13 protein-coding genes are annotated in these 13,173 nt (G+C 74.0%); 10 read left to right on the forward strand and 3 right to left on the reverse strand.

Going from position 1 to position 13,173, the window contains the following annotated elements; all coding sequences use genetic code 11:
* Nucleotides 1-5 precede the first annotated feature (5 nt).
* Genes ABT092_RS28495 through ABT092_RS28505 form a run of 3 tightly spaced genes read left to right on the forward strand, consistent with a single transcriptional unit; the run spans nt 6 to nt 2,341 of the window.
* On the forward strand, nt 6-935 hold the full coding sequence (locus ABT092_RS28495; protein WP_351248915.1) for a helix-turn-helix transcriptional regulator: 930 nt from the start codon (nt 6-8) through the stop codon (nt 933-935).
* A gap of 10 nt (nt 936-945) precedes the next feature.
* Nucleotides 946-1,695, forward strand: coding sequence for an SDR family oxidoreductase (locus ABT092_RS28500; protein ID WP_351248917.1), 750 nt, complete (start codon nt 946-948; stop codon nt 1,693-1,695).
* Nucleotides 1,688-2,341, forward strand: coding sequence for a VTT domain-containing protein (locus tag ABT092_RS28505; protein ID WP_351248919.1), 654 nt, complete (start codon nt 1,688-1,690; stop codon nt 2,339-2,341). Before ABT092_RS28500 ends, ABT092_RS28505 begins: the two co-directional genes overlap by 8 nt.
* Here ABT092_RS28505 and ABT092_RS28510 read toward each other — a convergent pair.
* Nucleotides 2,279-2,983 carry an endonuclease V gene (locus ABT092_RS28510; RefSeq protein ID WP_351248921.1) on the reverse strand — a complete coding sequence of 235 codons (705 nt, stop codon included), beginning with the start codon at nt 2,981-2,983 and terminating at the stop codon, nt 2,279-2,281. The genes ABT092_RS28505 and ABT092_RS28510 overlap by 63 nt on opposite strands.
* A gap of 98 nt (nt 2,984-3,081) precedes the next feature.
* Between ABT092_RS28510 and ABT092_RS28515 the strand changes: the two genes are divergently transcribed.
* The 4 genes from ABT092_RS28515 (at nt 3,082) to ABT092_RS28530 (ending at nt 5,796) form a co-directional block, all read left to right on the forward strand.
* Complete coding sequence (locus tag ABT092_RS28515; protein ID WP_351248923.1) at nt 3,082-3,381, forward strand: YciI family protein; 300 nt, start codon at nt 3,082-3,084, stop codon at nt 3,379-3,381.
* Between the two features lie 169 nt (nt 3,382-3,550).
* A complete protein-coding gene (ssgD, locus tag ABT092_RS28520) occupies nt 3,551-3,967 on the forward strand; it encodes a spore wall synthesis regulator SsgD (protein WP_351248925.1) in 417 nt (138 codons plus the stop codon).
* A gap of 491 nt (nt 3,968-4,458) precedes the next feature.
* Complete coding sequence (locus ABT092_RS28525; RefSeq protein WP_351248927.1) at nt 4,459-5,430, forward strand: acyl-ACP desaturase; 972 nt, start codon at nt 4,459-4,461, stop codon at nt 5,428-5,430.
* Between the two features lie 105 nt (nt 5,431-5,535).
* Nucleotides 5,536-5,796 carry a WhiB family transcriptional regulator gene (locus ABT092_RS28530; protein ID WP_351248929.1) on the forward strand — a complete coding sequence of 87 codons (261 nt, stop codon included), beginning with the start codon at nt 5,536-5,538 and terminating at the stop codon, nt 5,794-5,796.
* A 36-nt stretch (nt 5,797-5,832) separates the two neighbouring features.
* Here ABT092_RS28530 and ligD read toward each other — a convergent pair whose 3' ends face one another.
* Entirely contained in the window at nt 5,833-6,873 is a 1,041-nt protein-coding gene (ligD, locus tag ABT092_RS28535) for a non-homologous end-joining DNA ligase (RefSeq protein WP_351248931.1), read from the reverse strand.
* A 110-nt stretch (nt 6,874-6,983) separates the two neighbouring features.
* On the opposite strand from ligD, the gene ABT092_RS28540 reads away from it, so the two are divergent.
* Together ABT092_RS28540 and ABT092_RS28545 are read left to right on the forward strand one after the other, a co-directional pair.
* Nucleotides 6,984-8,039, forward strand: coding sequence for an ATP-dependent DNA ligase (locus tag ABT092_RS28540; protein ID WP_351248933.1), 1,056 nt, complete (start codon nt 6,984-6,986; stop codon nt 8,037-8,039).
* Nucleotides 8,040-8,130: 91 nt separating this feature from the next.
* Nucleotides 8,131-9,090: a DUF3048 domain-containing protein gene (locus ABT092_RS28545; RefSeq protein ID WP_351248935.1), complete on the forward strand. Its 960-nt coding sequence runs from the start codon at nt 8,131-8,133 to the stop codon at nt 9,088-9,090.
* 22 nt (nt 9,091-9,112) lie between these two features.
* Here the strand turns inward: ABT092_RS28545 and ABT092_RS28550 are convergent, their stop codons facing one another.
* Complete coding sequence (locus ABT092_RS28550) at nt 9,113-11,815, reverse strand: ATP-binding protein (RefSeq protein ID WP_351248937.1); 2,703 nt, start codon at nt 11,813-11,815, stop codon at nt 9,113-9,115.
* A gap of 280 nt (nt 11,816-12,095) precedes the next feature.
* Between ABT092_RS28550 and ABT092_RS28555 the strand changes: the two genes are divergently transcribed.
* On the forward strand, nt 12,096-13,067 hold the full coding sequence (locus ABT092_RS28555) for a DUF2510 domain-containing protein (protein ID WP_351248939.1): 972 nt from the start codon (nt 12,096-12,098) through the stop codon (nt 13,065-13,067).
* Nucleotides 13,068-13,173 lie beyond the last annotated feature (106 nt).

Here is a 13,173-nt window from a genome sequence, read left to right on the forward strand (position 1 = left end):
GAACCATGGACGAGGCGTACGCGAGTGCACGACTGGTGGCGGTGGCCCAGCGCGCCCTGGCCGCCGAAGGCATCCACACCGTGGCCCCCGCCGGGTCCGGAGCGCTGCTCCCGCTCGCCGCCAAGCGCCGGTTCCTGGCCGAGGTGGCCCACGAGCACGGGCTGCTGCCCCTGCTCCGGGTGGGGCGGCGGTTCTCCGAGGTCCGCTCCGACCCGGCCGTCTCGGCCCTGCTGTCCGCCGCCTCCCCGCACGACCTGTTCGAGCGGTGGTGCCGGCTGGAACGGTTCACCCACGCCCGGCACCGGGTGCGGGTGCGGGACAGCGGGGCCGGTCGACTGGTCGTCGAACACACCGGCCCGGTCGGGGCGCCGCCCGAACCGGCGGAGGACGCCGTCGTCATCGGGGTGCTCACCGCCCTCCTGGTCATGATCGGCGCCCTGGAGGTCACGGTCACCGTCGGACGGCACCGGCCGCTCACCGTGTTCAGCGAGGGCGCGTTCCGCGTCGAACCTGCCCCCGGGGACAGCGCCCACTGGCACTTCGCCTGGTCCGGCAGCCGACCGCCGCGCCCCGATCGGAGCGCGGAACCCGGCACCGACCCGGCTGCGCCCGCCCGGGAACTGTTCGCCGCCGACCCCGCCCGCCGCTGGACGCTCGCCGACCTCGCCGGGGAGTTGGGGCTCTCCTCACGGGTCCTCCAACGGCGGTTGGCGGCTGCGGGGGGCTTCACCGGGCTGCTCGGCGAGGTGCGCGCGGAACGGGCCGCGAGCCTGCTCGTCCGCGGTGAACACCCCATCGGCGTCATCGGCTTCGCCTGCGGCTACGCCGACCAGCCGCACTTCACCCGTCAGTTCAAACACCGCACCGCCATGACCCCGGCGGCCTACCGGTCCACGTTCGGGCCCCCCGCCCGACGCCCCAGCCCAACGAAGTGAAGGTCACCCCATGGAATTCCACGACACCACCGTCCTCGTCACGGGCGGAGCCCGCGGGGTCGGCCGGGAACTCACCCGACAACTGGTCGGACTCGGCGCCCACGTGGTGGCCGTCGGCCGCGACCGGGAACGACTCGCCGCGCTCGCGGCCGCGCACGGCGACCGGGTGTCGATCGAGGTCGTCGACCTCGCCGACCCCGCGGCCCTCGACGCCCTCACCGAGGCGCTGCCCACCCGCCACCCCACGCTGCGCGCCGTGTTCAACAACGCCGGGGTGCAGCACCTGACCGACTTCCTCGCCGACGACCTCCCCCGCACCCGGCAACTCCTGCGACGCGAGCTGACCGTCAACGTGGACGCCGTCATCACCCTCTCCACCGGGCTGCTCCCCCATCTGCGCCGGCAGCCGTCGGCGGCGATCGTCAACATCAGCAGCGGGCTGGCCGTCGTGCCCAAGCCCTCCGCCCCGGTGTACTGCGCCGCCAAGTCGGCGGTGCGCACCTTCACCCGGGCGCTGCGCTACCAGTGCGAGGACGGCGCGCCGCACGTCCGGGTGGTCGACGCGGTCCTCCCCCTCGTCGACACGGACATGACCGCGGGCCGTGGGCGCGGCAAGATCAGCCCGGCCGCCGCAGCCCGTTCCGTGCTGCACGGCGTGGCCCGGGGGCGGTCGGAGGTCTACGTCGGCAAGGCGCGGCTGCTGCCGCCCCTGATGCGGCTCGCCCCGTCCCTCGGCTACCGGACGCTGCGCCATGGCTGAGACCGCCCCCGCTCCTGTGCCCTCCACCCGGACCGGACGGCTGCTGTCCCGGCTGGACCGATCGGCCGACCGGCGCTGGTTCCTGCCCGCGGTGGGCGCCTTCCCGCTCGGCGACTACGTCCTGCCGGTGCTGCCCGGCCAGTTGCTCCTCGCGGGGCTGGCGGCGCTGCATCCGCGTCGCTGGTGGCCGCTCGTCCTCACCTTCGTCACCGGCTCGGTTCTGGGCGCCCTGCTCACCGCCCTCGCCGTTCAGGCCGCCGGGGACCGACTGCTCCGGGTCGCCGGGCAACTCGCGCCGGACCGGGCCGAGTTCCAACAGGCGGCCGAGTTGGTCGCCCAGCACGGACCCTGGGTGCTGGCCGCCCTGTCCATGCTGCCGTTCACCCCGCGGACCGCGGTGCTGGCCTGTGCGCTGGCCGGTGTCGAACCGCTGACGATCGCCCTGGCCGTCCTCGCGGGCCGGCCGGTGCCGCTGGTCCTCATCGGCCTCGCCGGAGCCCGGGCCCCGCGGCTGCTGCGTCGCTCGCGCCGGGTCGACCGGGTCCTCGCCGAGGTCGCGGCGGGCCGCACCTCCCCGGAGCCCTCAGGAACGGCCGGCCAGGACCCTGCGGCAGAGCGAGTCGGCGTGCCGGGTGGTCTCCGGTAGGCGGTAGCGCGGGCTCAGGGCCAGGGTGTGGGCGAGTGCCGTGGGCAGCGCCACCCGGTGGCCGACCGAGACGTACACCGGTCTGACGCCCGCCCTGGTCCGCAGCGCGGCCCCCACCTGCTCGTCCCCGGCGAGCAACGGGGCGGCGGCTCCCCGGTGTTCGGCCAACTCCCCGTGGGTGAAGACGAACGGGTTCTTCGCGACGCCGATCGTGGGCCGCCCGGTGAGCACCCCGAGATGGCTCGCCAGACCGAAGCGGCGCGGGTGGGCGAGCCCGTAGCCGTCGCACACCACCAGGCCGGGATCCACCGTCAACGCCTCCAACGCCGCCAGGACGGCCGGGAGTTCGCGGAACGCGAGCAACCCGGGGACGTAGCGGAAGGCCACCGGACCCACCGCGGTGGCCTCCTCGACCACCTTCAGGGTCGCGCAGTCGAGGACCACCGCCGCCGCGGCCACCACACCGCGGGCGTCGTCGTACGCCACGTCCACCCCGGTCGCGTGCCCGAGACCGGGCTCGGGCCCGGGTTCGTCGCGCACCACGGCGTCCCGCAGGGCGTCCTGGACGGCGCGGGCCCCTTCCTCGCTCACGGGCCAACCGGCGGGCAGCGGGGCGGGGCGGGGATTCGCGACGGCTTCCATGATGCGTCGAGGGTACGGGGTCGGCGGGCGTCGCAGCCCACCGCCCGGACCCCGGGCCGGGCGGCGCGGTTCGGGGTGGAGCCGATAGGGTTTCGGTCATGTTCGTTCTGGAACTGACCTACACCGCACCCGTCGAGGCCGTGGACGCCGAGTTGGCCGCGCACGTCGCGTGGTTGGACGCCTTGTACGCCTCCGGAGTGGTGATCGCCTCGGGCCGCAAGCAGCCGCGCGACGGCGGGGTGTTGCTCGCGGTCGGCACGGACCGCGCGGCGATCGAGGCCCTGGCCGCGACCGATCCGTTCGTGACGGCCGGGGTCTGCGCCTACCGCATCACGGAGTTCGTCGTCACCCGGACGGCACCCGCGCTCGACGCGTACCGACAGCCGGCCCCGTCCTGACGGGCCGCCGTTCCGGTCCGGCGGCCCGCGCCCGGCGCGGCGGCCGTGACCGAGGTCACTGACCGTCCGGGTGTACGTGAAGGGGCTTTCCGTCGTCTCTTCAGGTGTCCGGCTTCGTCGGCCCGCCGGGCGCCGGGCCGACCTCACCGCCGTCACGAGGGAGCACGCGTTGTCCATCGTCATCGAGCAGGCCGTGGAGGCGCGACTGGTCGCCGCCGCGCCGCGCATGGCCACCATCCCCGCGATGCTGCGCTACACGGAGGACGATCCCTTCGCGATCAGGATGACGTTCCCCGCCGCCGCGACCCTGGAGGGCGTGGACGTGTGCTGGACCTTCTCCCGGGAACTGCTGACGGCCGGGATGGAGGAAGCGGCCGGCCACGGGGACGTACGGGTGCGACCGTACGGGTACGACCGCACGGTCATGGAGTTCCACGCCCCCGAGGGCACCGCGATCGTGCACGTGCGCAGCGGTGAGCTGCGCCGGTTCCTGCGCCGGACCGACGCCGTGGTGGCCCGGGGCGACGAGTACCTGCACCTCGACCTGGACGGTGACCTCGCCGCGTTGATGCGCGACCCCTGCTGACCGACCCGCCCCGCTTGGGCCGTCACCGCACCGAGCCTCCGCGGTGACGGCGAGGCGCGGCCGGGTGCGGTGACACCGTCACCGCACCCGGCCGATCGGACCCGACGGTGTCGGGAGGTCGCCCCGTCGACGTCGATCGCGGGTGTCCCTCCGGCCGGCCCGGGGAACCGCGCGGGCCGCCACGGCCTGCCGCTCCTGGAGCCGCCGGGGATCACCCGGCAGCGGCCGGGCACGGGAGCCTGCCGCGCCCGGGACACGCCGCTGAACGGCGGTGTGAGGTGCCTCTCAGTCCGCTTGCGGGAGGCGTGCGCCCCGGGCGCGCACGGGGCGGAAGTGCCGTGGTCAGGCGTGCGCCGGCGCGTACCGGCCACCCCCGGCGAGGAGGCGCCTTTACAGCGGGCTTAACCTACGGGTTCGTAACCTACGCGGACGTAGCCTACGACTGCGTAGGTTACGGTTCCCGGCATGCACTCCCCTTCCCTGGAGCTCCAGTGACGCTCACTTCTCCCCACCTCGGCGCCCCGTCCACCTGGACGGACGCCAGACTCCTCCACGCGTTGGAGGAAGTGGTCGAGAAGGAGCTCAACCGCCATCTGAAGGTGGCCAAGGACTGGATGCCCCACGAGTACGTGCCGTGGTCGGACGGCCGCAACTTCCCCGGGCAGTTCGAGGACGGCGACCCCTGGGAGAAGGAGCAGTCCAAGGTCACCGAGATCGGCCGGATCGCCCTCGTGGTCAATCTGCTGACCGAGGACAACCTCCCCAGCTACCACCACGAGATAGCGTCGCTGTTCGGACGGGACGGGGCCTGGGGCACCTGGGTGCACCGCTGGACCGCCGAGGAGGGCCGCCACGGCATCGTGATGCGGGACTACCTCCTCACCTCGCGCGCGGTCGATCCCGACAAGCTCGAAGCGTTCCGCATGTCGCACATGTCGGAGGGATTCGAGTCGGACAACCGGCACTCCATGCTGCACTCCGTCGCCTACGTGGCCTTCCAGGAGCTCGCCACCCGGATCTCGCACCGCAACACCGGGCACCAGTCCGGCGACCCGGTCTGCGACCGGATGCTGGCCCGCATCGCCACCGACGAGAACCTGCACATGGTCTTCTACCGGAACCTGCTCAAGTCGGCGTTCGACCTGGCTCCCGACCTCACCATGCAGGCCGTCCGGGACGTCGTCGTCGACTTCCGGATGCCCGGACACGGCATCCCCGGGTTCGAACGGGCCGCCGCGCAGATGGCCATCGGCGAGGTGTACAACCTGCGCATCCACCACGACGACGTGCTCCAGCCGGTACTGCGGTTCCTGAAGATCATGGACATCGACGGGCTCGGGCCCGAGGGACTCAAGGCCCAGGAGGAGCTCGGCTTCTTCATGGAGGGGCTCGACAGCGAAGCCCGGGCGTTCGACGAGAAGCTCGCGGCCCGCAAGGCGCGGATGGCCGCGCGCAAGGCGTGACCACCGGTCGGCTGGGTCAGGGGCCCGGGCGCCCCCCGCCCCCTTCGACGGGGCGCTGAACAGCGCGTTGATCGTTCGTTTTTCCCCGCGCGGCACGATCGGGGCATGCAGACGGACGGTGTCATTGATCAAGAAGCGGAGCAGGGCGTCGACTGGGACCGCGCCCTGTGCGCACAGACCGGGGCCGAGTTCTTCTTCCCGGAACCCGGCAGCTCCGTGCGCGAGGCCAAGCGCATCTGTCGGATGTGCGACCTGCGCGAGGCGTGCCTCCGGTACGCCCTGACCCACGACGAGCGCTTCGGAGTCTGGGGCGGCCTCTCGGAACGCGAGCGGTTCGCCTTGCGCCGGGCATCCGGCCGGGACTGACCGGTTTCACCGCGGTGACGGGCGCCGCGCCCGCGCTCAGGAACCTTCGTCCACCGCGTCGTGGCGGGCCCTGCTCGGCTGGACGCGCTTGGGTTCGCCCGGCATCTTGGGGTACTCCGGCGGGTAGGGCAGGTCCCCCAGGCCGTGGTCCCGCTCGTCCCTCCTGGCCAGCTCCAGCAGGGGCTCCAGCGAGAACCGGTGCTCGTCCATGTCCGCGTGGACGTCGCCCAGCTCCGCGTAGCGCACGGGCATGGTCGCGAGGTCGAAGTCCCGGGGGGTGACCTCGTCCACCTCCGCCCAGCGCAGCGGCGCGGAGACGGGGGCGTGCGGACGGGGGCGCACGGAGTAGGCGGAGGCGATCGTGCGGTCCCGGGCGGTCTGGTTGTAGTCCACGAAGATCCGTTCGCCGCGCTCCTCCTTCCACCAGGCGGTGGTCACCCGACCGGGCATCCGGCGCTCCAGTTCCCGACCGCAGACGATGGCGCAGCGCCGGACCTGGGTGAAGGTCCAGCACGGTTCGATGGGCACGAAGACGTGCAGGCCGCGACCGCCCGAGGTCTTGGGCCAGCCCCGCATGCCCGCCTCCGCGAGCACGGCCCGCAGTTCGTGGGCGACGGCGACCGCGTCGGCGAAGTCGGTGCCGGGCTGGGGATCGAGGTCGAGGCGGAGCTCGTCGGGGCGTTCGGTGTCGGCGCGCCGAACCGGCCAGGGGTGGAAGGTGAAGGTGCCGAACTGGGCGGCCCAGACGACGGCCGCGACTTCGGTGGGGCACATCTCGTCGGCCGAACGCCCGCTGGGGAAGGTGATGTGCGCGCGGGGGATCCAGTCGGGGGTGTTCTTGGGGGCGCGCTTCTGGAAGAAGTGCTCGCCGTCCAGTCCCTCGGGGTAGCGCTCCAGGGTGGTGGGGCGGTCCCGCAGGGCCCGCAGGATGCCGTCGCCGACGCCGAGGTAGTAGCGGGCCAGGTCCAACTTGGTGAAGCCGCGCTCCGGGAAGTAGACCTTGTCCGGACTCGACAGTCGTACGGTCCGCCCACCGGCCTCCAGCTCGACCGGCTTGCCGTGGCTGCTGGCACCCATGACGGCCACGGTAGGCGCAGGGCCGGGGACGCGCACATCGGCGCTCCCCGGTCGGGGGGCCGAGGATCGATGGATCTGCACCGAACGTCCCGTTCGGCGAGAATCGCGCCATGGACCTCCCGGTGATGCCGCCCGTGAAGCCGATGCTCGCCAAGTCCGTGAAGGACATCCCGCCCGGCATGCAGTACGAGGCGAAGTGGGACGGCTTCCGGGCCATCGCCTTCCGGGACGGGCCCGAACTGGAACTCGGCAGCCGCACCGGCAGGTCGCTGACCCGGTACTTCCCCGAACTGGTCGCCGCGCTGTCCGCCCGGCTGCCGGGCAGCTGCGTCGTGGACGGGGAGATCGTCATCGCCCGGGAGGGGCACCTCGACTTCGACGCGCTCACCGAACGCATCCACCCCGCCGACTCCCGGGTCCGGCTGCTCGCCGAGCGCACCCCCGCGTCCTTCGTCGCCTTCGACCTGCTCGCCCTCGGCGGCGACAGCCTGCTGGAGGCGCCGCTGGTCGAACGCCGCGCACTGCTGGCCGGAGCCCTCGCCGACACCACCCCGCCGCTGCACCTGGCGCCGGCGACGAGCGACCCCGAGGTGGCGCGCTCCTGGTTCGAGCGCTTCGAAGGGGCCGGCCTGGACGGAATCGTGGCCAAGCCGCTGGACCTGCGGTACCGGCCGAACGAGCGGGTCATGTTCAAGGTGAAGCACGAGCGGACCGCCGACGTGGTGGTGGCGGGCTACCGCTTCCACAAGTCCGGCCCGGTGGTCGGCTCGCTGCTGCTCGGGCTGTACGACGACCGGGGCGTGCTCCAGCACGTGGGGGTGTGCGCCGCCTTCCCGATGAAGCGCCGGGCCGAGCTGGTGGACGAACTGGAACCGTTGCGGCTGGAGTCTGCGGCGGAGCACCCCTGGGCGGACGGGGCGGCGCACGAGGCAGCCCGGCTGCCGGGGGCACCGAGCCGCTGGTCCGGCAAGAAGGACCTGTCCTGGATCCCCCTGCGCCCGGAGCGGGTGTGCGAGGTGGCGTACGACCACATGGAGAACGGGGCGCGGTTCCGGCACACCGCACGGTTCAGGCGCTGGCGTCCGGACCGGACCCCCGGAACCTGCACGTTCGAGCAGTTGGACGAGCCGGTGCGCTACGACCTCGGGGAGATCCTCGGCGGCTGAGCCCCGTCCGGCCGGCGGAACGCGCGCGTTCCCGGGCCCCGCGGCGCAGTCGGACGTACCGTGGGGGCAGTCGGACACCGGGGGTGTGCGGATGACGAAGTCCTTCCGGGCGGGTGCCCGGGCCAGACGGGGCGGCTGCGCCGCCCTGGCCGTGCTGGTGCTGGCCGTGCTCGGCACGTCCTGTTCCTCGGGCGGTCCCTCGCCCGCCGAGTCGAGCGCGCCGCCGTCCGGTGCCGCTCCCCTGCTCGCCGTGAAGATCGACAACGTGGCGGCCGCCCGCCCCCAGCTCGGCCTCGCCGCGGCCGACGTGGTGTACGCGGAGCAGGTCGAGGCGGGGCTGAGCCGACTGATGGCGCTCTACGCCACCCGGCTGCCGCCGGAGGTCGGGCCGGTGCGCAGCGCCCGGGAGTCCGACCTGGAACTGCTGGCCCAGTTCCCCGATCCGGTGCTCGCCTTCTCCGGGGCCCAGTCCAAGCTGCTGCCGCTGATCGAGGCGGCGCCGTTGCGCCCCGTTCAGCCCGAGGGGGCTCCGGCCGGCGCGTACACCCGCGACCCGTCCCGGGTCGCCCCGCACAACCTGGTCCTGCACCCCGCGGAGGTGGTGGACCGGCCGGCCGGGGCCGGGGTGCTGACGGAGGCCGGCTTCCGTACCGGAGCGGCCCCCGAGGGGGGCGAACCGGTGACGGAACGGACCGTGCGCTTCCCCTCGGCCCGGTTCACCTTCACCTGGTCGGCGGAGGCGGGACGGTGGCAGGTCGCCCTGGACGGGCGCCGGGCGGTGGACGCCGACGGCACCGCGGTGACCGCGGCGACCGTCGTCGTCCAGCGGGTGGAGATCCGGGAGTCACGGTTCCAGGACTTCATGGGCAACAACTCGCCGTTCACCGTGACCGTGGGCTCCGGGCCGGTCGAGGTGCTGCGGGACGGGCGGGCCCACGCCGGCGAGTGGAAGCGGCCCTCGGCCGCCGGGGGGACCACCTTCACCACCACCGACGGCCGACCGCTCGACTTCGCCGCGGGCCCGGTCTGGGTGCTGCTGGTGGAGCGCTGAGGGCCGGCCCGCCCGGCGGGGCTCAGCCCAGCAACCGCCGCCACGACGCGAGGACCTCTTCGCCGCGGGCCGCCACGGTGTCGGCGCCGCAGGCGCGGGCGAGGGCGGTGCCCCGCTCCAGTTCGGCGGTGGAACGGGCCGCGATGCCGTACTCGATCCGGGCCACGGCGTGCTCGTACCCGCAGGGCGAGGCCTCCAGGTAGGCGGCGGCCTGGGCGTGCAGCGTCACCGAGCGCTGCCCGGTCGCCAGGACCGCGGCGCACCTCAGGGCCTCCCCGATGGCCGTGTCGGTGCCGAAGCGCTCGGCCTGTGCCCGGCACACCGCGGCCAGCCGCGCGGCCCGGGCGGGGTCCTCCTTCGCCAGGGCCCGCGCCAGGTCCGCCGCCCAGGGCGCCATCACCGTGTTGTGGCGACCGCTCGCGAGCGCGGCCCGCTCCGCGGCCTCCAGCGCCTCGATCCCCTCCTGCACCCGTCCCGCCTCGATCAGGAGCCGCCCGCGGACCGAATCGGGGTCGGGCATGATGAAGGTGGACGGGTAGGGCGGGGCGACCTTGTACTTCTCCAAGACCTCCATGGCGCCGTCGATGTTGCCGCGGGCGACGAGGGTGTCGATCAGCATGCAGGCCGCGTCCCAGTGCATCGGCAGGCCGGTGCCCACCCGGTCGGCCAGGCGCAGGGCCTCCCGCAGCAGCCCTTCGGCGGCGACGAGCTTGCCGCGCCGCCGCAGGATGTATCCACCGAAGCAGTGGGCGAGCGCCAGATGGGCTCCGGTCCAGCCCCTGTCCTCGTACTCCCGCCGCGCGTCGTTGAACAGGTTGCCCGCCCGGTCCAGGCGGTCGGCGAACAGGTACGAACTCCCGAGCATCATCAGGAGTTCGAAGCCCCACTCGGTGTCCGTCCAGCCGAGCCCGGGCGGCAGCTCGCCGTTCACCAGGGAGCGGTCGCACAGCTCCACGACGAACGCCGCGTTCTCCCCTCGGGTCAACGCGTCGAACGCCCGGATGATGAGCAGGGCTCGCTCGGAGTTGTCCCGGCCGTTCAGGGGGTCGGCGAGCTCCTTGAGGCTGCGCGAGCGCCGGGTGGAGTCCTGGTGGCCGGCGTGGATGCCCTGCCACATGAAGCGCAGGGCCCGCAACCGGAGTTGGTGCGGCCCCGGCGGCAGCAGGTCGACCTCGCCGTCGATCACCCGCACGGCCTCCTCCAACTCGCCGTTGTGCACCAGCGCCTGGGCGAGACGGCAGACCGCGTCGACCCGGTTCTCCCCCGTGAAGTGGGGCAGGGCGAGCGCCTCGCGCAGATGGGCGATGGTCTTCGTGGGGGCGGTCAACAGGGTCGCGCAACCGAGTTCGTAGAGCACCTCGGCGTGGTGCTCGGGCAGCGGCGGTTCGCGCAGGGCGCGCTCCAGGCAGCGGACGGCGGCCTCCGGCGCGCCCACTCCGAGGTGCTCCCCGGCCGCGGCACGCAACTGCGCCACCAGCTCCGGGTCCTCTTCGGGGTGGACCTCCAGCAGGTGCCGGGCCACGACGGCGGCCGGTTCCTGCGCCTTGCGCAACTGGCCGGCCGCGGCACCGTGCAGGGCGGTCCGGGTGGCCACGGGGATCGCCTGGTAGACGGTGCTGGCGATGAGCGGGTGCACGAACTCCAGCCGGTCCTCCTCGTCGGCGCGGTTCGGCGGCCGTTCGGCGAAGATCCGGGCCGTGCGCAGGTCGGCGGCGCGCCCGCGGGCCTCCTCCACGGGGATCCCGGCGATGCCCGCGGCGACGGGCACCGCGATGTTGGTGCCGAGGATCGCGGCGGCCCGGGCGAGCTCGACGGTGGCCGTCCCGAGGGCGCTGAGGCGGGCGATCAGACCGCCGTCCCGGGCGGACCTGTTGAGGCCGCGCAGTTCCTCGGCGGAGGACTCGACCGGTTCGAGGCCCCGGTCCTCGACCTTGGCGAGGAGTTCCACCGTGTCGTAGGGGTTGCCGGCGGTGACGGCCCACACCTGACGGCAGAAGGCGTCGTCGGCGTGGCTGCCGAGCCTCGCCCGGGTGAGTTGGGCCGCGGCGCCGGGGGTCAGGTCGTGCAGGACGCCGCGGAGGCCGGCGAGTGCGCCCACGCGCGCCAGAGCGGGCGCGGCCTCCCGGCCCGGGGCGACGGCCCGGTGGGTGACGACGAGGAGGATCCGCAGTTCGTCCAGGCGCTGTGCGAGGTTGACCAGCCAGCGCAGGGTCTCCTGGTCGGCCCAGTGGGCGTCGTCGACCAGCAGGACCAGGGGGAAGCTGATCTCCGTGAGGTCGCAGACCGCGCCCACGAGCCCGTCCGAGACGGCCTGCGGGTCGACGTGCCCGCCGCTCGGTTCCGTCAGGCCGAGGGCGGGACCGGCGATGTCGAGCCAGCCGCCGAGCCGGTCGTACTCCTCGGGGCTGAGGGAGACCAACGCGGGTTTCAGCAGTTGCCGCACCACGTAGAAGGGGACGGAGGCGAGGGTCTCGCCGCCGCGCGCCGACCAGACGGCGCAGCCGCGGTCCCGGGCCGCCTTGCGGGTCGCGTCGAGCAGTGCCGTCTTGCCGACGCCCGGTTCGCCGGTGAAGACCAGGAGGCCACCGGGGCTCTCCGGGCGGGAGGGCACGCTCCGGAGCCTCTGTGTGCACAGGAGGTCGATGGCCGCCCGTACCGAGCCGAGTTCGGCCTCCCGTTCCCACAGCGGGCTCGAACCGGCCCCTCCGGGCCGTTCCTGTGTCATCCCGCGTCCTCCCCAGATCACTCAACCGGCTTACGGAACACCGAGGTTAGCGGGCCGGAGGCCGGATTCGCGGGGGTACCGAACAGGTTGCCCTGCCCGAGTGACGCCCGCACTCGAACAGGGCGAACGCACGTTCCCAACCGTGGTGCCGTCCGCCGGCCCGGAGTCCGTCGCCGGGGTGCGCCCGGGAGGGCGGGCCCTGGGCCCCGCCGCTGGTCGCGGTGGGGGCAGCGGCATCCCCTCTCATCCGGATTTCAGGAGGAGCTCTTAGTGTGGCGCCATGACCCAGATGACGCCGCCCGGCTGGTACCCCGATCCCGGGCAGAGGAGTGACGCGCCGACGACCGAGCGTTGGTGGGACGGCACCGCCTGGACCGAACAGACCCGGGTGCTCGGCGCGGCGGGCGCCTGGGGTCCCCCGACCGCACCGGCCTGGCCGCCGGCCGCACCGCCCTCCGCACGGCGGCGGGCGGTGCGCGCGACGATAGGCGGGGTCGTCGCCCTCGCGGTGCTCGGCGGTCTGGTGGGCGGCGTGTACGCGCTGACCCGGAACGACGGGGACGGCGGGGACGACGACCGGAGCCGCGCTTCGTCCCCGGCGCCGCAGGGCGCTCCGACCCCGGAGCCGGGCCCCGAGACCGAGAGCCCCGACGCGCCGAGCGGGCCCCGCGGCCCCGGGGTGCCGAGCCCCGGCGGGCCGGCACAGCCGCCCGCGGAGGAGGGGTACGTCACCGACGGGGCGAGCGGCATCAGCCTGCCGGTGCCCGAGGGGTGGTCGGGCGAGTCCGCGCCCATCGGCGCGCAGTTGTCGACCGGGCCCTACCCGTGCCCGGGCGACGCCGGGGAGCAGTGCGCGCGGGCGGGGGCCGACTCCGCCCCTGCCGCGGCGTACCGGCACACCCAGACCTCGGCGGCGGCGATCGCGCGGACGGACATCGAGCAGGCGGCGGAACGGGCGTACGGCGGGAAGACCTACGGCAGGATCACCTCGCACCAGGTGTTGGCGAACCGCGCCACGACCGTCGCGGGCGGCGAGGGCCACCTGGTGCGCTGGAAGGTGGTCACCGAGAAGGGCGACGACGGCTACGTGCAGTCGCTCGTCTTCCCCTCGCCGAAGGACGCGAAGCAGTTCGTGGTCGTGCGGTTCGGGTTCGACGTGAGCGACAAGGCCCCGGCGCCGTCCGTGATGGACGAGATCGCCAAGGGCATCAAGAAGGCCCCGCAGGGAGTCGGAAGCGGCCGGTCGGCCTGACGTCTGCGGATCGGGCCGGGTGGGTGCCCTCCGCGGGAGGGCACCCTGGCCGCCCTCCAGCACGGGGTGGCCACCGTCGACGCCTCGGCGGGCGGGCTCGGCGGCT

Source organism: Streptomyces sp. NPDC002490 (genome assembly GCF_040296045.1).
GTDB lineage: Bacteria > Actinomycetota > Actinomycetes > Streptomycetales > Streptomycetaceae > Streptomyces.